The organism is Mesorhizobium sp. RSR565B (assembly GCF_054719465.1).
Genome location: NZ_JBTTIE010000001.1, coordinates 2182004 through 2199213, shown reverse-complemented (window position 1 = coordinate 2199213; position 17210 = coordinate 2182004). Strand labels below are relative to the sequence as shown.

Below are 17210 nucleotides of genomic sequence, written 5' to 3'. Positions count from 1 at the left end.
GAGCCGCTTGCTCGGCAGTCTTACCCGATAAAGAGCATCTTTCGATGCTTCTCTGGACCCACCAAAGTTCTCCGTAGCAACGCACACTACGCGGCCAAATTCCGCCGCTTCGCCTCCACCGCGTCCCAGAACAGGCTTGCAATATCCGCGCCGCCGAAGCGTTGCACTTCGCGCACGCCGGTTGGCGAGGTCACGTTGATCTCGGTCATGTAGTCGCCGATCACGTCGATGCCGACCAGGATGAAGCCGCGTTCTTTCAGGGACGGGCCGATGCGGGCGCAGATTTCGCGTTCGCGTTGCGTCAGCTCGGTCTTTTCGGCGCGGCCGCCGACATGCATGTTGGAGCGGGAATCGTGGTCGGCCGGCACGCGGTTGATGGCGCCGACCGCCTCGCCGTCGATCAGGATGATGCGCTTGTCCCCCTTGCGCACATCCTTGAGATAGCGCTGGACGATATAGGGCTCGCGTGACAGCTGGGCGAACATTTCGAGCAGTGAGGCGAGGTTGCGGTCGCCCTCCTTGAGATGGAAGATGCCGGCGCCGCCATTGCCGTAGAGCGGCTTGACGATGATGTCGCCGAACTCTTTTCTGAACGCCGCGACCTCCTGGGGATCCTTGGTGATCAGCGTTTCGGGCATCAGATCGGGGAATTCGGTGACGAAGATCTTTTCCGGGCTGTTGCGCACCCAGGCCGGGTCGTTGACGACCAACGTCTTCGGGCGAATGCGCTCCAGAATGTGCGTGGTGGTGATGTAATTCATGTCGAAGGGCGGATCCTGGCGCAGCAGGATCACATCCATCTCCGACAGGTCGGTGCGCACCTTGTCGCCCAGCGTATAATGATTGCCCTTCTCGTCGCGGAGCTTCATCTCTTCGATGCGGGCAAACACCTTGCCGCCCAGCATCGACAGCCGGTCGGGCGTGTAGTGGAACAATTGGTGGCCGCGCCGCTGCGCCTCCAGCGACAGCGCAAAAGACGTGTCGCCGGCAATCGAGACGGTGGAGACATGGTCCATCTGGACGGCGATCTTCAGGGTCATCTTTTGGTCTCCAGCGGGTCGAGCAAGTCCAGGAAAAGTGCGTAGCGGTTTTCCGTCCGGAATTGCGGCAAGGCAAGTCGCCGATATACGGAACTTGGCGGCTTCTGCCAATCGCGCTTGCTTGGCCCAGACCTTTACCGGTCGAAGACCAGCCGGGAGTAACCGAGGAAGGACAGCGCCATGGCGACCAGCGAGGCGACGGCAAGTGCCGCCAGCGGCGGCATTGCCGGCAGCGCGAACAGGATGGCGCAGTAGACGAGATAGTTGACAATGCTGGTGGCGATGCCGACGCCGCCATAGCGCGCGCCCTCCTGCGCCACGCCGCGGCTCGACGGCGAAAAGGTCAGGTGCCGGTTGATCTGCCAGGTGACGCACAGCGCAAAGCCGATCGACAGGACACGGGCGACGAAGGGACCGAGCGGCGTCACCGCCAAGAGCAGCCAGAGCACCGCGGCATCGGCGACGAAACCAACGCCGCCGGCCAGGACGAAGCGGGCGAGCCGGCTCACGGCCTCAGGCGGCCCGGGGCGTCTTGCCCGGTTCGGCCTTCGCTGTTTCGCTCGTGCGTTCGCGCCGTTCGACCCGGCCCGACGGAACCGAGAGATAGAAAATGCGTTTCTGCTCGGCGCGTCCGCGCGATACCGAATCGAGGATCAGTCCGGTCACCATCGCAAGCATCGAGAGCAGCAGCAGGCCGACCGACAGCACCCAGGTCGGCATGCGCGGCACGAGGCCGGTCTGGGCGAATTCGATCAGCACCGGCGTCATCAGGGCAAGGCTCGACGCCAGGAAGAAAATCGCGAAGGCGCCGAAGAAGCGCAGCGGCTGCGTTTCCTTCATCAGCATGGCGAACATCCACAGGATCCTGGCGCCGTCGCGATAGGTCGACAGCTTCGACGACGATCCCTCAGGCCGGCGGCCATAATCGAGCGCGATCTCGCTCACCGGCAGTTTGAGCTGCGAGGCATGCACCGACATTTCGGTCTCGATCTCGAAGCCGCCGGAAACCGCGGGAAAGCTCTTGACGAAACGCCTCGAGAAGACGCGGTAGCCGGAGAAGATGTCGGTGAAGTCGGCGCCGAACAGCCGCTTGTAGAGGCTGTTGAAGATGCGGTTGCCGAAGGCATGGCCGGAACGGCCGGCATCGTCGGTGACGCCGCGCCTGGTGCCAACCACCATGTCGCAGCGCTCGGTCTGCAGGATGTTGATCAGCAGCGAGGCATCTTCCGGCGCATAGGTGCCGTCGCCATCGGCCATCAGATAGATGTCCGCATCGATGTCGGCGAACATGCGCCGCACGACATTGCCCTTGCCCTGGCGCGGCTCGCGGACGACGATGGCGCCCGCTGCGCGCGCCTTGAGCGCGGTCAAATCCCTGGAATTGTTGTCATAGACATAGATGTCGGCCGATGGCAGCGTCTCGCGAAAGCGCCGCACCACCTCGGCGATGGTCAGTTCCTCATTGTAGCAAGGCAGGAGCACGGCAATGGCCGGCTCATGGCGGACTTCGTGCGGCATTTCCGTCTCCCGACGCCCGGCGGAGCCTCCGGCCGCGCTCATATGCGGCCTCGCTCAGGCGACTTTACTATTTATTGAAGCTGTTAAGGCTAGGTTTAAGGCCGCAGTCTTTCCGACGAAGGTCATGATGATGAACGCAGCCAAGGCGGGTGCTTCCTCCTGGAAGTCCGATATGACGCTGGCGCTGCTTGCCATGCTGGTGGTGCTGGCCGTCAATGCCGCCACGGGCTTTCGCGAATTGAGCAATGCCGGCGGCGACAATGACAGCCTGCTGCGGCTGGTCGAGGTTCGCGACATGCTGGCCGGCCAGGGCTGGTTCGACCTGCATCAGTACAGGATGGGGCCGGAAGGCGGTTTCGTCATGCACTGGTCGCGGCTGGTCGACGCACCGCTCGCCGCCATCATCCTCGCCGCCTCGGCGCTGACCGGCAGCATGGCCATGGCCGAAGCGATCGCACAGGTGCTGTGGCCGTCGCTGCTGTTTTGCCTGGCGGTGTTTTTTACGGCCCGTGCGGCACGCAGCTTCGCCGGCGTCGGCGCCGTGCTGCCCGCTATCGTCATCGGCGCGGCGGCGCTGCATTTCATCGGCATTTTCTTGCCGGGTGCGCTCGATCATCACAATGTCCAGCTGACGCTGACCATGGCCAGCCTCAGCCTGCTGCTCGAGGCGCCGGCGCGTCGCTGGGCGGCGCTGATTTCCGGCCTGTGCGCGGCCCTGACGCTGGCCGTCGGCATGGAAACCGCGCCCTATGTCGCCACCATCGGCGCCTGCATCGCCTTGCTGTTCGTCGTCGATCCCGGCGGCGAACGCCGGATCGCCAGGGATTTCGGTCTCGGCTTTGCCGGGGTTTCAGCCCTCGTCTTCGTCACCACCATCCCGCCATCGGCCATGGGCCAGCCGCAGTGCGATGCCTTCTCGGCTGTGCAGTTCGTGGTGGCGGCAATCGCCGGACTGGGGCTTGCCGCCGTGACGTCGCTCACGGTGTCCAATGGCACGGCCAGCCGCCGCCTGATCTCGCTTAGCCTGCTCGCGCTTGTGCTGGGCGCCGTCGTCGTGGCGCTGTTTCCGCAATGCCTTGCGGCTCCCTACGCAAACCTCGATCCGCGCCTCAAGGAATTGTGGCTCGATCACATCGACGAGGCGCAGTCGCTGTTCAGTATTGCCGTCAATGAGCCGGCCTCGCTGGCGGCGCGCTATGTCACGCCGCTGGTGGCGATCGCGCTGATGGCGCTTCGCCTGCGCGGACCATGGCGCCGCCAGGACAGCCTCGTCGGCGCCTTGCTGGTCGGCGCCTTCATCGTCAGCGCCTGGCAGGTCCGCGGCTCGACATTCTCGATCGCCTTTGCCGCCATCCCGCTGTCGGCCTGGATCGCAAGCTGGCGCGAACGGGCGAGGATCAGCCCTGCGCGCAGCGTATCGCTGCGCATGGCGGCGGTCTGGGTGGTGTCGGTGAATGCCGTCTGGGCCGGTGCTGCCGCCGCGACGTCGAGCGTATTCGAGGCCAACAAGGTCTCGGTCGAGGCACAGGACACCGACAGCGATCCGTCCTGCGAGCGCAAGGCCTCCTTCGCGGCGTTGGCCCGGCTGCCGGACACCACGGTGCTTGCCATTTCCAATCTCGGCTCGCCCATCCTGGCCTATTCCGGGCACCGCGTCTTTGCCGGCCCCTATCATCGCAACATCGCCGGCGACCTGCTTGCGCTCGATGCCTTCCTCGGATCGGCGGACCAGGCGAGGATGATCGCGGCGGCTCACCACGTCGGCCTGATGGCGCTCTGCCGCGGCAGCGCCGAAAGCAAGATGCTTGCCGCCAAGGCGCCGCAAGGCTTCCTGGCCAGGCTGATGCAGGGAAGCGTCCCCGATTGGCTCGAACCGGTGGCCGAAACGCGCGGAACCCCGGTCGAACTCTACCGCGTCCGCTAAAGCATCATTCGCCAGCGAAAAATCGATTTCGCGATACGCTTCCTAAACGCTTTGCTGCCAGTCTCAGCCTAAATTTCGGGCGTCACAAACAGGGATACCGATGCAAACGACGTTTGGCACCGGGCAGGCAAGCAGGGAAAACTCGGATCTGGCGTTCACCGATGCGCTGACCGGGCTTGGCAACCATCGCCGCTTCTTCGACAAGGTCGATCGCCTGATCAGCGACCGTGCAGACGATCCCGCGCCGTTCACGGTCGGCATTCTCGACCTCGACGGCTTCAAGCCGATCAACGATCTGTTCGGCCACAAGGCCGGCGACGACATATTGATCCAGGTGGCGATGCGGCTGCGCGCCTCGATGGACAGCCACTCTACGGTCTGCCGCATCGGCGCCGACGAATTCGCCTTCCTGTATCCGATGGTGTTCTCGGAGGAAGCGGCGGCCGAGAAGTCGCGCATGATGATCGAAATCCTGTCGGCGCCCTACGATGTCGGCGAACGCACCGCCAGGCTTTCGGCCTCGGTCGGCTGCTCGCTCTTTTATTCCGGCGACGAAACCACGGAAATCCTCGTCAACAAGGCCGAAACGGCGCTCTACCACGCCAAGCGTTCGGGCCGTGGCCGGGTCGTCGTCTACACCCGCGAAATGGAAGAGGCGGCCAAGCGCGTCACCCGCATCGAACAGGCGCTGCGCCGTGCCGTCTCGGCCGGTGAGGTCGAACCGCATTTCCAGCCCATCGTCGATTTGACCACCCGCCGCACCATCGGCTTCGAGACGCTGGCGCGCTGGACCGATCGCGACCTCGGCGTGGTGCCGCCGACCGTGTTCATCCCGATCGCCGAAGAGCGCGGCATCATCGGCCCGCTATCGCAGCTGGTGCTGCGCAAGGCGACCGAAGCGGCGCGCAGCTGGCCGAAGGACCTGTTCCTGTCCTTCAACCTGTCGCCCTCGCAACTCGTCGACCAGAACACCGGCCTGCACATATTGTCGATCCTCGACCGCACCGGCTTCGATCCGCGACGGCTGGAGATCGAGATCACCGAAACCGGCCTGATGAACGATCCGGCCTCGGCCGAGAAGATCGTCGAGGACCTGCGTCGCGTCGGCATCCGAGTCTCGCTCGACGATTTCGGCACCGGCCAGTCCTCGCTCGGCCGCTTGCGCGAATTCCATTTCGACAAGCTCAAGATCGACCGCGCCTTCGTCTCCTCGATCCTCGACGACCGCCCGTCGGAACACATCATCCGCGCCATTCTGGCCATGTGCGAAGGGCTCGGCATGGATGTCGTCGCCGAAGGCATCGAGGAGGAGGCGCAGGCCGACCGCCTCGTCCAGTTCGGCTGCGCCGGCGGCCAGGGCTATCTCTTCGGCAAACCGGTCGACGCCGACGCCACGCTCGGCTACCTCCGCGATTCCTATCGCGGCGCCCTCTACGCCAAGGCAGTCTGACCGGCGGTCTTGCCTGCGTCGAGCAAGTCAGCGGTGCGAGCCAAGATCGACTGTGGCCGCCATCTTGCGTCCTTTTGTCTGACATAAGCCAAACAAATCGCCGTTTTCGCCCTTGCTCCCCGGACTTGGCTGGATAGGATGCGCGCCGACCGGATCGGGAGAGAAAAATATGATGCCATCGGCCGATTTTGCCGACCTCAGGGGAGCCTCGGTGCTGATCACCGGCGGCGGTTCCGGAATTGGTGCGGCACTGACCGAGGGCTTCGTTCGCCAGGGCGCCCATGTCGCCTTCATCGACATCGCCGATGGCCTAAGCACGCTGCTTGCCGACCGCGTCGAAAAAGAACTTGGCCGGCGACCGCTCTACCTCAAGACCGATTTGCGTGACGTCGAGGCGTTGCGCGCTTCGGCCGCCAAAGCGGCTGAGGCGCATGGCGACGTCACCGTGCTGGTCAACAATGCCGCCTGGGACGAACGCCACGAGGTCGCCGACGTTACCGTCGAGTTCTGGGACAACAATCTCGCCGTCAATCTGCGCCCGCATTTCTTCACCGCACAGGCGGTCGCGCCGGGCATGAAGCGGGCCGGCGGCGGTTCGATCATCAACTTCACCTCAACCTCCTATCTCATCAACCACCCCGATATGCCGGCCTACACCGCCGCCAAGGCCGGCATACTCGGCCTCACCAAAGGTCTCGCGGGCAAGCTTGGGGTCGACGGCATCCGCGTCAATGCGATTGCGCCGGGCTGGGTGATCACCGAGCGGCAGCGGGAACTCTGGGTCACCGAGGAGAGGCTCGCCGCCCATGTCGCCAAGCAATGCATCAAGCAGGTCATGCAGCCCGACGACATCGTCGGCACAGTGCTGTTCCTGGCCTCCGACGCCTCACGTATGCTGACGGCGCAGATGTTGATCGTCGACGGGGGTTTCCTGTGAGCCCGGTGAATCAAAATCCGGCAAAAGGCACGCCGGCAGTCGCCGCCGTCGACTGGGGCACGACCCGCATGCGGGTCTGGCTGGTCGACGAGGCGGGCGGGGTGCTTGCCGAGCGTCGCGGCGATGATGGGTTGATCACCGCGCAGCAAAAAGGCTTTTCGATCATCCTCGAGGGCCATCTGGCGGCGCTCGGCGCACCTGACACACTGCCGGTCATCATCTGCGGCATGGCCGGCTCGCGCCAGGGTTGGCTGGAAGCGCCTTACGTCACCGTGCCGGCGCCGCTCAGTGCCATCCTCGCGGGGGCCGCCCGCATTCCCGGCCAGAGCCGCGACATCCGCATCGTGCCTGGCCTGGCGCAGCGCCTGGAAGATGCGCCGGACGTAATGCGCGGCGAGGAAACCCAGCTTGCCGGCGCCGGTTTGCCGGCAAAAGGTCGCCATCTCGTCTGCATGCCCGGCACCCATTCGAAATGGGTTCTGGTCGAAGACGGCGCGGTCGACGGCTTCTGCACCTGGCCGACCGGCGAGCTGTTTTCGGTGCTGGCCACTCACTCGATCCTGCGCCATTCGCTGGGCGAGAGCCCGAAGCCGGTCATTCCGGACAATCCGTTCTTCCAGGAATGGTGCCGCAAGGCTTTGGCCGAGGGCGGCGATGTCACCTCGCGGCTGTTCTCGATCCGCGCCGCCGGCCTGCTGCAGAACCTCAAGGCCGACGATGCCGCCGCTTGCCTGTCCGGCCTGCTGATCGGCGGCGAGATCGCCTCGGCGGGCCGCCGCTATGGCGAAAGCACCACCGCAATCGTGCTGGTTGCGTCCGGCTCGCTAGCAGCCCTCTACCGCCAGGCGCTAGACCTTGCAGGGCTTGCCGTCAGGACGGTCGACGCCGACGAGGCGGTGCGTGCCGGCCTTATCGAGGCAGCGCGGGAAAATGGCATGATCGCCAAATGACTCACCAGAGTGGAGTGACAGCGTGACCCAGACCGCCCCCTTCCCGAAGCTCAAGCGTGGTCTTGTCGCCATTCTGCGCGGCCTCAAACCCAGCGAGGCGGTTGCCATCGGCCAGGCGCTGTTTGACGCCGGCATCGAAGCCATCGAGGTGCCGCTCAATTCGCCGGAGCCGTTTTCATCGATCGCCAGCATTGTCACCGCTTTGCCCAAGACAACGCTGGTCGGCGCCGGCACGGTGCTGACTTCAGCCGATGTCGACACCTTGGCCAAGGCCGGCGGGCGGCTGCTGGTCAGCCCCAACATCGATGCCGACGTCATGGCCCGCGCCATGCACCATGGCATGGTGACGATGCCAGGCGTGTTCACCCCCACCGAAGCTTTTCAGGCGATTAGGCTTGGGGCTTCGGCGCTCAAATTCTTCCCGGCAAGCGTGCTCGGGCCTAGCGGCATTTCGGCCATGCGGGCCGTGCTGCCGGCCGATACCGTGGTCGGCGCCGTCGGCGGCGTTTCCGACAAAGACTTTGCCGGCTACAAAGCCGCTGGGGTGACTGCTTTTGGTCTTGGCTCCAGCCTGTTCAAACCCGGCATCAGCGTCGACGAGGTGGCCTCGCGCGCGCAGGCGGCGGTGACGGCCTGGGATGCGGCCTTCGGCGGAGCGGCATGATGGACAAGGTTTCGGTTTTTTCGGACCATGTCTGTGAACTCGGCGAGGGGCCGAGCTACGATCCCGCCACCGACACGCTGTTCTGGTTCGACATCGTCAACGGGCTTTTGCTGGAGCAGGGTGTCACGTCCAGCGCGCGGAAGGTCCATGAGCTCGGCCAGATGGCCAGCGCCATCGCCATTATCGACGACAATCGCCAGCTCATCGCCACCGAGACCGGCCTGCATGTCCGCGACGTCTCGACCGGCAAGCTGACGCTGCATACGCCTATCGAGGCCGACAATGCGCTGACCCGCTCCAACGATTCGCGCGTCCATCCGTGCGGCGCCTTCTGGGTCGGCACGATGGGCAAGGGTGAGGAGAAGGGCGCCGGCGCCATCTACTGGTTCTTCAAGGGCGAATTGCGCACGCTTTACACCGGCATCACAGTATCGAATTCGATCTGTTTTTCCGAAGACGGCTCGATTGCCTATTACACCGATACCTCGACCGGCCTCTTGATGCGGGTCGCCTGCGATCCGGCGACTGGCCTGCCGGTCGGCGAGTCCAAAGTGTTCGTCGACCATCGCTCGTCCAAGGGCTTTGTCGACGGCTCGGTCGTTGATCGCGACGGCGTGCTGTGGAACGCCGTCTGGGGCGGCAAGGCGGTCAAGGCCTATTCGCCAGATGGCACATTGTTGCGCGAAATTGCCGTGCCGGCGGGGCAGTCCTCGTGCCCGGCCTTTGTCGGGGCCAAGGCCGGTCGGCTGGCGGTGACCTCGGCCTGGAAAGGCAAGGACGACAAGCAGCGCAAGCTCGACCCACAGGCCGGCATGACCTTCCTGCTCGACATCCCCGTCAACGGCCGCTTCGAGCCGCGCGTGGTCATCGCCTGAGCGCTGTCGCGCAGGCGTCCGGCTCGGTCGGTTTCGCGCAAGTCTGAAGCAGGGGCCATGCCATGGTGGGACAACACCACCGAAGGTCCTGATCCATGCCGCGCCCGACCCTGATCCTCGTCCATGAGCCGGAAAAGGCCTGTCTCGACCGGCTGGTCGCCGACGGCTTTCCCGCCGAGCGCGCCCTGGAAATCTCGTCCTATCTGGCGCAATCGACCGATCTCGCGCCCGAATTCGATGAAATCACCGCCGCTTGCGGGCGGCGCGGCCTCGCCTTCATGCCGGTTGCACTCGACGATGCGTCAAGCGCGCTGGCGAAGGCCGATCCCGCAACCACGCTTGTCTGGACGCTGACCGACGGCATTGCCTATTTCCGCGGTGCTGCAGCGCCCGCACTTGCCAGGCTGAATGGGCTTAGAACCATCGGAGCCGACGATGCGCTGTTCGCGCTTTGCCAGGACAAGTTCCGCTCCGGCGCCGTGCTTTGCGCGCTCGGCCTGCCGGCGCCGCAGGCAGGCCTGGCCCGCGACGGCCGCTGGCTGGCCGCCCCGCCAGCTTCGGAAGCCGGCTGGTTCGTCAAGCCGAACCGGCTCGGCTCCAAGGTAGGCATCTGGCCGGATTCACGCTGCAACGACCTGGCCCATGCGCTGGAGCTTAGCCGGCGGGTCTATGCCGCTTATCGCGACGATGTCGTCGTCCAGCCCTATGTCGGCGGTCGCAATGTCCGCGCCAGCTTCCTTGGGCTGCAAACGGATGCCGGGGCGGAAGCGCTCGGCATTGCGTTCGTCGACTCCGGCGGCGATTTCCAGACCATGGCGGACTCGATGGCGCTCTACGGCGACACCGGCGAGGCCGCCAAGGCGGCTGGACTATACAGCGAGCCGGTGCTGGAGGCGGTTGCCGACACCCAGCCGGCAGCCGCGGCAACCATCCGCCGCATCGCCGAGCGGCTGGTCAGCGGACTTGGCCTGCGCGACGTGTTTTCCATCGATTTCAGGGTCGAGGCCACCGATCATGCCCACCTCATCGAGTTCGAAGTCTGTCCCGGCCTGCCCTGCTTCGATTTCCGCGCCTATTGCCGGCTGCAATGGAGCATGACGCTGGCCGATGCGGTTGCCGAGACGGCGGCGAACCGACTGAACCGACAGGCGATCTGAAAGGCCGCGGGGACCGGCACGACCTACCGCGCCTTGACGGCTTTTGCTCCACCTTTAGTGTCGCGGGACAGTCCTCAGGCAAGGCCGCGCGATGAGCACACCAGCAAGCTCCCTCCATCATCACATAAGGCGCATGGCCGGGCGCGATCCGCATGAGGCGCATCGCGTCGCCACGCCGCTCGAGCTGCTGTTCGATCTGACCTTCGTCACCGCCTTCAGCCTTGCCTCGTCGCAACTGGCGCATGCCTTGGCCGAGGGCCACTACGCGGCGGCGCTGATCGGCTTCGGCTTTGCCAGCTTCGCGATCTGCTGGGCGTGGATCAATTTCTCCTGGTTTTCCTCCGCCTATGACACCGACGATTGGATCTTCCGCCTCGTCACCATGGTGCAGATGATCGGCGTGCTGGTGCTGGCCATCGGCCTGCCGCGCATGTTCGCCTCGATCGAGCATGGCGAACACCTCAACAATTCGGTCATGGTGCTGGGCTACGTCATCATGCGCGTCGCCATGATCTTCCAATGGCTGCGCGCGGCGCGGCAGGACCTTGGGCGGCGGCGTGCCTGTCTCACCTATGCCATCGCCATCGCGATCGCCCAGATCGGCTGGGTGGTGCAGATCCTCGTCGATTTCTCGCTGGCGACGAGCCTGGCCTTCGGCGCGGTCCTGCTTCTCATCGAGCTTGCCGGACCGGTCATCGCCGAACGCCGGGATGGCGGCACGCCCTGGCACGCGCATCACGTCGCCGAGCGCTACAGCCTGTTCGCCATCATCGCGCTGGGCGAAGGGGTGGTCGGCACGCTGGCGACGCTGTCGGCCGCGGTCGAGGAGCAGGGCTGGAACCTCGATGCCGCCTTGATCGGCATTGCCGGAATGGGTCTCACCTTCGGCATGTGGTGGGTCTACTACATGCTGCCCTCGGGGACGGTGCTGCACCAGCACCGCAATCGCTCTTTTGTCTGGGGCTATGGCCAGATGCTGATCGTGGCGGCCATCGTCGCCACCGGCGCCGGGCTGCATGTCGCGGCCTATTTCATCGAGCACAAGGCCCATATCGGCCCGGTAGCGACCCTGCTCTCGGTCGCCATTCCGCTAGGCGTGTTCCTGGGGGCGATGTACGCGCTGTATTTTTATTATCTCGTCCAGCGCTTCGATCCCCTCCATGTCTGGCTGCTGGCGGGAACGGCTGCGGTCGTCGCACTTGCCATCATCGCCGCCCTTGCCGGCGTCGACATGGCGGTCTGCCTCATCTTACTCACGCTAGCGCCGGCCGTCACCGTTGTCGGCTATGAGCTGTCGGGGCACCGCCATCAACTGGAGGTGCTGGCGCAGGAGGAAGCGCCGCACTGAGCAGAGCAGCTTCGCGCGTCAGATACCCTCGACCAGCACGATCTCGCCATCGGCTACTTTCTGACGGATGGCGACGGCGCGCTGGTACTCCGGCGAGTGGTAGCAATCGTGCGCCGCGCTGAGCGATTCGAACTCGATAATGACATTGCGGGCGCGGCCAGGCCCCTCGGCCTTTTCATGCTCACCGCCACGGGCAAGGAACTTCACGTCGAAACGGTCGAAAGCGAGCTTGGCGGCAGCGACATAGTCCTTGTAGCCTTCGGCGTCGCGCACATCGACGCGGGCTATCCAGTATCCCTTGGGCATTTTCTTCTCCTCGTTACGCGGCGCGCATCTCTTCCAGTATGACTTCCGCCGCCGCGCGCCTGTCGCTTGCCGCCACGATTGGCCGGCCCACAACAAGATGGCTGGAGCCGTTGCGGATCGCCTGGCCGGGCGTCACCACGCGTTTCTGGTCGCCATGGTCGCTGCCCTTGGGCCGTATCCCCGGTGTCACCACCGCCAGGTCGGGTCCGACGATGCGGCGCACCGCTTCCGCCTCCTCGGCCGAGCAGACGACGCCGCCCATGCCGGCATGCAGCGCCTGTTCGGCGCGTCTCAGCACCAGCGTGTGAGGGTCGTATTCATAGCCGGCGTCGATCACGTCCTGCTCGTCCATCGAGGTCAGCACGCTGACCGCCAGCAGGCAGAGGTCGCTGCCCCTGGCGGCCTCCACCGCGGCTCGCATCGCCTTGGGATAGGCGTGGATGGTCAGCATGGTCATGCCCATGCGCACGATGTTCTCGACACCCTTCGCCACCGTGTGGTCGATGTCGAGCAGCTTCATGTCGAGGAAGATTTTCGTGCCGCCGCTGGCCAACTCCCTGGCGAAGTCGAGCCCGCCGGCGAAGGCCAGCTGATAGCCGATCTTGTAGAAGGAGACGACGCCGTCGAGCTCCTGCACCGCCTGTTCGGCCTCTTTCACCGTCGGCACGTCGAGGCCGACGATCAGCCTTTCTCTCATGGTATGGGCCTGCATGGCTGTGGAAATCATGCCCCGGTCCGGGTCGACAGCATGCGCGAGGTTTCGATCAGCGTGCGGCATAGGTGCTCCATCGATTTGGTCAGTCTCTCATCCCTGAAATTGCCGTCGCCGTCGAAGGCACTGCCGCCATCGGATACCGAGCATTCCGGCGTCACCATCTCCAACTGGCAGCGCACCAGCACGGCGCGCAGATGGTTGATGCAGCGGATCCCGGCGAAATGTCCGTTGGAAGACGAGCACAGGCCGGCGACCTTGCCGACAAGCGGCCTCACCGGCCAGCCGCCATCGAGGCGCACCCGGCTTACCCAGTCGATCGTGTTCTTGAGCAGTGGCGGGATCGAGCCATTATATTCCGGCGTCGCGATCAGCAGCCCGTCATGGGCGGCGATCAGCCGGCCGAGCTTCACGGCGTTGTCGGGAACGCCTTTTTCCTTTTCGAGGTCCTCGTCGATGATCGGCAGCGGATAGTCGGCCAGCGAAATGCGCGTCACCTCGGCGCCTTGCATGGCCAGCTCCTTCTGCGCCACATCGGCGGTCCTGCCGCTGAAGGCGCCGCTGCGCACCGAGCCGGCGAAGACGAGGATTTTCGCGATCACAGCCATTGGCCACTCTTGTTCCCGGACAGGTACAGCCAGAGGCTGCGCAAATCAACGCACTGGCTCAAAAAACGGAAACGATCGGGGGGCAGGCGCGCGAAGGTGTGCCGAGCAGCTGGGCTATTGCTAGTGGGTGACCGCAATTCTTGCACTCAGCGCGATGAGTGCAACTCCGAGCAAGGCATCTATCGGCCTGCGGACGCTGCCATATACCGCCCGAACCGTTCTTGTGGAGAACATTAGCGCGACAAGCCCAAACCACGCCATCGCGACCAGCCCGATTATGGCCAGCGACACTGCCTGGACCCAGATCGGAGCCTGCATCGGCAATACCGATATGAACAGGCTCGCGAAGAAGGCGGCCGTCTTCGGATTTGTAATTCCGACAACGAAGCCGCTTCGCCAAGGAGCCGTAGTCTCTGCGCCACTGACGGCCAGCGGTGGCTGCGCCTGCCAAGCCGACAAAAGGATCTTGCTGCCCAGGTAACCGAGATACACGGCACCGGCGATCCGGACGGCAAGGTGAGCCCATGCAATCTGCGTCAGTACGAGGCCCAGGCCACACATCGCGAGAGCCGCCCACACCATGACCGCTGCGGCAATGCCAAGCGCCACATGGAACCCCGCGCGACGGCTGATCAGCGCATGGGAAGTCACGGCTACAAAATCGGGTCCTGGGCTCATGGCGCCGAGCAGGAACACTGAAGCAAGTGTCAGGAATTGCGGAAGGTAGCTCATGCGAAGCTCCAATTTCAGGCTCGTCGTACCGCACGCCTGCATGCCAGAGAGGCCAGGAAGCCGCTCGCCGCGATTTCGAGGGTCGTTTCCCTCACCTTCACAAAACCTACAGCGCTCTTTAATATGAGCGAAATGAAAGATATTTCGGCAGCCATGAACAAAGCTAATATCAACATCACGATGGTGCGCGTCCTGACATCGCTCAGCGAGACGCGCAGCTTCACCAAAACCGCCGAGCGGCTCTGTCTTTCTCAATCGGCCATAAGCCATGCAATGAAGGCGCTGGAGGAGATCGTTGGCGCGCCCCTCGTCATACGTGATCGGCGCGGTGTCGCTTTCACCGCAACCGGCGAGGCGGCTTTGGACGCGGCGCGCGCCGCTTTGCATGCTTTAGGCCGTCTTGTCGGCCTACGGGAACACTCCATCAAAGGCAGAGTACGGCTCGCGCTGGTCAGCAGCGCCTCGGTAAAGATTGCTCCATATGCGTTGAACATTACTTCCGTCCGGCACCCGGAGCTTGCTGTCGAACTGCTCTTGGGCACGGATACCGAGGTGGCGGAGTGGGTCGATCGCGGTGCCGCCGATATTGGACTGTCCTACATCGCCGGCAATTGCCAAGCCGAGGAACTTGTCGACGACGAACTCTTTGTAGCGTCATCGCAAAAGAACTCAGTCCAAGGCGGGTCATTTCCGATCCGCGCTCTCGACGGCCAGCCATTCATCATGTCGAGCGGCGGCTGCGGACCAATGCTTGCCGAATTGTTCCAGGATTTTGGCGTTGCGCCAGTTGTCATCCTGTCGGCGAGCGATATGGCGGCGCTGCTTGCTCTGGTTGGGGCCGGGCGCGGTTTGTCGATTGCGCCAGGCCTGGCGTTTCCGGCCGATTGGCAGCGAACCGTCGCGAGGCGTCCTCTGGAGCCGCGTGCGCGTCGGCCTCTGCTGCTTCTGTTCTCCAGCAGCGCCGAAGCAACGGCCGTGCGGGCCATGTGCGCGGCGATCAGAGAGGTCGCCACGAGTTTGCGAGGCGGATAACAGTCAAGGATCGACCCTCAATCGAGCTTCCTTCGGGAGACGTCGATCCTCTACAAGGCGCCAGAGACTTCTCCCGCCCCCAATACCAGCTAATGCGCTTCGCGCCGGTAGATCCACAGCTGCGTCGGCGGGATGTTGCGGAAGATGAAGTCGAAATGCTTGACCGTGTAATTGCCGCGGCCGGGCGGGATCGGCGACAACGGCCCATAGGTCAGCTGCACGATCGGCCGTCCAACCGGGATGCGGTCTAGCAGGCTTTCAATATAGGCGATCCGCTGTGCGACCGGGAAATTGAGCAGCGGCACGCCGGAGACGACGGAATCGAAAACCATACCGCTCTTCTCGCCAAGCGTGGCGTTGAGATTGAAGGCATCGCCCTCGATGACGTTGACGCCGGGATAGAGCTGGCGCAGATGGCGCACGAAATCGGTGGAATATTCGACCGCGTAGAGGTTTTCGGGCTTAACGCCCTGGGCGAGGATTGCACGCGTGATGACGCCTGTGCCGGGGCCGACTTCAAGCACCGGCAGGCCGGACTTCGGATTGACGATGGAAGCCATCTTGCGGGCGGTGACGGAGCTTGTCGGCACGATCGAACCGACCGACTTCGGCTTGTCGATCCAGCCTTTGAAGAATTTGAGTTCGTCGTCGAACTTTTCCGCCAGCGCCTTCCGCAATCCCGGACCACGTGCCATGCAAGTTCTCCTCAACACTCCCCGAACGCTACTTAGCAGCTAACAGGTCCAAGGCAAGGCGCGATCTGGCATAAGATGTTGATGACGTTTGGGAAGCGTGGCGGCCTTGGCTTGGGTTCAGTGCTCGCCGAAGGATTCGAAAAAGTCCTTCATGCGGGCGAAAAAGCCGCTCGACTGGGGCGAATTGTCCTTCGACGACAGCTGCTCGAACTCTTCCAGCAACTCGCGCTGGCGGCGCGACAGGTTTTGCGGCGTTTCGACCGCGGTCTGGATATAGAGGTCGCCGACATTGGGCTGGCGCAGCACCGGCATGCCCTTGCCCTTGAGGCGGAACTGGCGGCCGTTCTGCGTGCCTTCGGTCACTTTCACCTTGGTCTGACTGCCGTCCAGCGTCGTCACCTCGAACGAGCCGCCAAGGGCGGCCGTCGTCATCGATATCGGCACCTTGCAGTAGAGATCGGCGCCGTCGCGCTGGAAGAATTCATGCGGCTTCACCGCCAGGAAAATATAGAGGTCGCCCGATGGGCCGCCGCGCAGGCCCGCCTCGCCCTCATTGGCAAGCCGGATGCGGGTGCCGTCCTCGATGCCGGCCGGGATATTGACCGACAGCGAGCGTTCCTCGGTGACGCGGCCCTGGCCGGCGCATTTCGGGCACGGGTCCTTGATCGTCTGGCCGCGGCCTTGGCATTGCGGGCAGGTACGCTCGATCGAGAAGAAGCCTTGCGTCGCTCGTACCTTGCCGTGGCCATGGCACATCGAGCAGGTCACCGGCTGGGTGCCGGGCTTGGCGCCGGTCCCGGAGCATTCCGTGCATGAGATCGAGGCCGGCACGCGGATTTGCGCGGTCTTGCCGGCAAACGCTTCTTCCAGCGTGATTTCCATATTGTAGCGCAAATCGGCGCCGCGTTCGCGGCCGCCCGACGAGCGGCGCTGGCGCCCGCCCATCATGTCGCCGAAAATATCTTCGAAAATGTCGGCGAAGCCGCCGGCGCCAAAACCTTGCGCGCCGCCATTCATGCCGCCCTGCTCGAAGGCGGCGTGACCGAAACGGTCATAGGCCGCGCGCTTCTGCGGGTCCTTCAGCGTTTCGTAGGCTTCGTTGATTTCCTTGAACTTATGCTCGCATGAGTGATCGCCGGGATTGCGGTCGGGATGGAACTGCATGGCCAGCTTGCGGAAAGCGCTCTTGAGCTCCTTCTCGTCGGCGCCCTTTTGCACGCCCAGCGTCTCGTAGAAATCAGCTTTCATCTTTTCCCGCAGTC

At 64.1% G+C, this 17210-nt stretch carries 18 protein-coding genes; 9 read left to right on the top strand and 9 right to left on the bottom strand.

From position 1 onward, the window contains the following. Positions 1-86 precede the first annotated feature (86 nt). The 3 genes from gshB to ACYG9R_RS10590 all read right to left on the bottom strand — a co-directional run bounded on the left by gshB (position 87) and on the right by ACYG9R_RS10590 (position 2558). Complete coding sequence (gene gshB, locus ACYG9R_RS10600; RefSeq protein ID WP_023824018.1) at positions 87-1040, bottom strand: glutathione synthase; 954 nt, start codon at positions 1038-1040, stop codon at positions 87-89. Positions 1041-1174: 134 nt separating this feature from the next. After that, a complete protein-coding gene (locus tag ACYG9R_RS10595; protein ID WP_023681308.1) occupies positions 1175-1549 on the bottom strand; it encodes a GtrA family protein in 375 nt (124 codons plus the stop codon). Positions 1550-1553: 4 nt separating this feature from the next. Beyond that, the gene (locus tag ACYG9R_RS10590) at positions 1554-2558 is read right to left on the bottom strand and encodes a glycosyltransferase (RefSeq protein ID WP_023755346.1); all 1005 of its coding nucleotides are present in this window, start codon (positions 2556-2558) and stop codon (positions 1554-1556) included. 124 nt (positions 2559-2682) lie between these two features. On the opposite strand from ACYG9R_RS10590, the gene ACYG9R_RS10585 reads away from it, so the two are divergent. The 8 genes from ACYG9R_RS10585 (at position 2683) to ACYG9R_RS10550 (ending at position 11863) form a co-directional block, all read left to right on the top strand. Continuing rightward, the gene (locus tag ACYG9R_RS10585; protein WP_023824017.1) at positions 2683-4482 is read left to right on the top strand and encodes a hypothetical protein; all 1800 of its coding nucleotides are present in this window, start codon (positions 2683-2685) and stop codon (positions 4480-4482) included. Positions 4483-4582: 100 nt separating this feature from the next. After that, the gene (locus ACYG9R_RS10580; RefSeq protein ID WP_023681311.1) at positions 4583-5932 is read left to right on the top strand and encodes a putative bifunctional diguanylate cyclase/phosphodiesterase; all 1350 of its coding nucleotides are present in this window, start codon (positions 4583-4585) and stop codon (positions 5930-5932) included. A gap of 169 nt (positions 5933-6101) precedes the next feature. Continuing rightward, entirely contained in the window at positions 6102-6869 is a 768-nt protein-coding gene (locus tag ACYG9R_RS10575; protein ID WP_023701956.1) for an SDR family NAD(P)-dependent oxidoreductase, read from the top strand. A 5-nt stretch (positions 6870-6874) separates the two neighbouring features. Then, complete coding sequence (locus tag ACYG9R_RS10570; RefSeq protein ID WP_031199379.1) at positions 6875-7819, top strand: 2-dehydro-3-deoxygalactonokinase; 945 nt, start codon at positions 6875-6877, stop codon at positions 7817-7819. Positions 7820-7841: 22 nt separating this feature from the next. Next, positions 7842-8483, top strand: coding sequence for a 2-dehydro-3-deoxy-6-phosphogalactonate aldolase (locus ACYG9R_RS10565; RefSeq protein ID WP_023824015.1), 642 nt, complete (start codon positions 7842-7844; stop codon positions 8481-8483). Further along, positions 8483-9358: an SMP-30/gluconolactonase/LRE family protein gene (locus ACYG9R_RS10560; RefSeq protein ID WP_032886011.1), complete on the top strand. Its 876-nt coding sequence runs from the start codon at positions 8483-8485 to the stop codon at positions 9356-9358. The genes ACYG9R_RS10565 and ACYG9R_RS10560 overlap by 1 nt, the downstream gene beginning before the upstream one ends. Positions 9359-9453: 95 nt before the next feature. Next, positions 9454-10515 carry a D-alanine--D-alanine ligase family protein gene (locus ACYG9R_RS10555; protein WP_023681315.1) on the top strand — a complete coding sequence of 354 codons (1062 nt, stop codon included), beginning with the start codon at positions 9454-9456 and terminating at the stop codon, positions 10513-10515. Positions 10516-10606: 91 nt separating this feature from the next. Continuing rightward, the gene (locus ACYG9R_RS10550; protein ID WP_031199378.1) at positions 10607-11863 is read left to right on the top strand and encodes a low temperature requirement protein A; all 1257 of its coding nucleotides are present in this window, start codon (positions 10607-10609) and stop codon (positions 11861-11863) included. Positions 11864-11881: 18 nt separating this feature from the next. Here the strand turns inward: ACYG9R_RS10550 and ACYG9R_RS10545 are convergent, their stop codons facing one another. The 4 genes from ACYG9R_RS10545 to ACYG9R_RS10530 all read right to left on the bottom strand — a co-directional run bounded on the left by ACYG9R_RS10545 (position 11882) and on the right by ACYG9R_RS10530 (position 14221). Then, complete coding sequence (locus tag ACYG9R_RS10545; RefSeq protein ID WP_023681317.1) at positions 11882-12169, bottom strand: DUF1330 domain-containing protein; 288 nt, start codon at positions 12167-12169, stop codon at positions 11882-11884. 13 nt (positions 12170-12182) lie between these two features. Beyond that, complete coding sequence (pyrF, locus tag ACYG9R_RS10540) at positions 12183-12896, bottom strand: orotidine-5'-phosphate decarboxylase (RefSeq protein WP_023681318.1); 714 nt, start codon at positions 12894-12896, stop codon at positions 12183-12185. After that, entirely contained in the window at positions 12893-13489 is a 597-nt protein-coding gene (locus ACYG9R_RS10535; protein WP_023673195.1) for an NADPH-dependent FMN reductase, read from the bottom strand. Before ACYG9R_RS10535 ends, pyrF begins: the two co-directional genes overlap by 4 nt. A 120-nt stretch (positions 13490-13609) precedes the next feature. Further along, positions 13610-14221, bottom strand: coding sequence for a LysE family translocator (locus ACYG9R_RS10530; RefSeq protein ID WP_023681319.1), 612 nt, complete (start codon positions 14219-14221; stop codon positions 13610-13612). Between the two features lie 123 nt (positions 14222-14344). On the opposite strand from ACYG9R_RS10530, the gene ACYG9R_RS10525 reads away from it, so the two are divergent. Then, entirely contained in the window at positions 14345-15253 is a 909-nt protein-coding gene (locus tag ACYG9R_RS10525; RefSeq protein ID WP_023681320.1) for a LysR family transcriptional regulator, read from the top strand. Between the two features lie 89 nt (positions 15254-15342). On the opposite strand, the gene pmtA is transcribed toward ACYG9R_RS10525, so the two are convergent. Together pmtA and dnaJ are read right to left on the bottom strand one after the other, a co-directional pair. Further along, on the bottom strand, positions 15343-15948 hold the full coding sequence (gene pmtA, locus ACYG9R_RS10520) for a phospholipid N-methyltransferase PmtA (RefSeq protein ID WP_023681321.1): 606 nt from the start codon (positions 15946-15948) through the stop codon (positions 15343-15345). A gap of 117 nt (positions 15949-16065) precedes the next feature. Next, entirely contained in the window at positions 16066-17196 is a 1131-nt protein-coding gene (gene dnaJ, locus ACYG9R_RS10515; protein WP_023681322.1) for a molecular chaperone DnaJ, read from the bottom strand. Between the last annotated feature and the right edge of the window lie 14 nt (positions 17197-17210).

Bases quoted from the DNA above. Each gene is read 5' to 3' on its own strand.
- gshB (WP_023824018.1), bottom strand. From the start codon at position 1,040: ATGACCCTGAAGATCGCCGTCCAGATGGACCATGTCTCCACCGTCTCG.
- ACYG9R_RS10590 (WP_023755346.1), bottom strand. From the start codon at position 2,558: ATGCCGCACGAAGTCCGCCATGAGCCGGCCATTGCCGTGCTCCTGCCT.
- ACYG9R_RS10585 (WP_023824017.1), top strand. From the start codon at position 2,683: ATGATGATGAACGCAGCCAAGGCGGGTGCTTCCTCCTGGAAGTCCGAT.
- ACYG9R_RS10580 (WP_023681311.1), top strand. From the start codon at position 4,583: ATGCAAACGACGTTTGGCACCGGGCAGGCAAGCAGGGAAAACTCGGAT.
- ACYG9R_RS10575 (WP_023701956.1), top strand. From the start codon at position 6,102: ATGATGCCATCGGCCGATTTTGCCGACCTCAGGGGAGCCTCGGTGCTG.
- ACYG9R_RS10560 (WP_032886011.1), top strand. From the start codon at position 8,483: ATGGACAAGGTTTCGGTTTTTTCGGACCATGTCTGTGAACTCGGCGAG.
- ACYG9R_RS10555 (WP_023681315.1), top strand. From the start codon at position 9,454: ATGCCGCGCCCGACCCTGATCCTCGTCCATGAGCCGGAAAAGGCCTGT.
- ACYG9R_RS10550 (WP_031199378.1), top strand. From the start codon at position 10,607: ATGAGCACACCAGCAAGCTCCCTCCATCATCACATAAGGCGCATGGCC.
- ACYG9R_RS10545 (WP_023681317.1), bottom strand. From the start codon at position 12,169: ATGCCCAAGGGATACTGGATAGCCCGCGTCGATGTGCGCGACGCCGAA.
- pyrF (WP_023681318.1), bottom strand. From the start codon at position 12,896: ATGATTTCCACAGCCATGCAGGCCCATACCATGAGAGAAAGGCTGATC.
- ACYG9R_RS10535 (WP_023673195.1), bottom strand. From the start codon at position 13,489: ATGGCTGTGATCGCGAAAATCCTCGTCTTCGCCGGCTCGGTGCGCAGC.
- ACYG9R_RS10530 (WP_023681319.1), bottom strand. From the start codon at position 14,221: ATGAGCTACCTTCCGCAATTCCTGACACTTGCTTCAGTGTTCCTGCTC.
- ACYG9R_RS10525 (WP_023681320.1), top strand. From the start codon at position 14,345: ATGAGCGAAATGAAAGATATTTCGGCAGCCATGAACAAAGCTAATATC.
- pmtA (WP_023681321.1), bottom strand. From the start codon at position 15,948: ATGGCACGTGGTCCGGGATTGCGGAAGGCGCTGGCGGAAAAGTTCGAC.
- dnaJ (WP_023681322.1), bottom strand. From the start codon at position 17,196: ATGAAAGCTGATTTCTACGAGACGCTGGGCGTGCAAAAGGGCGCCGAC.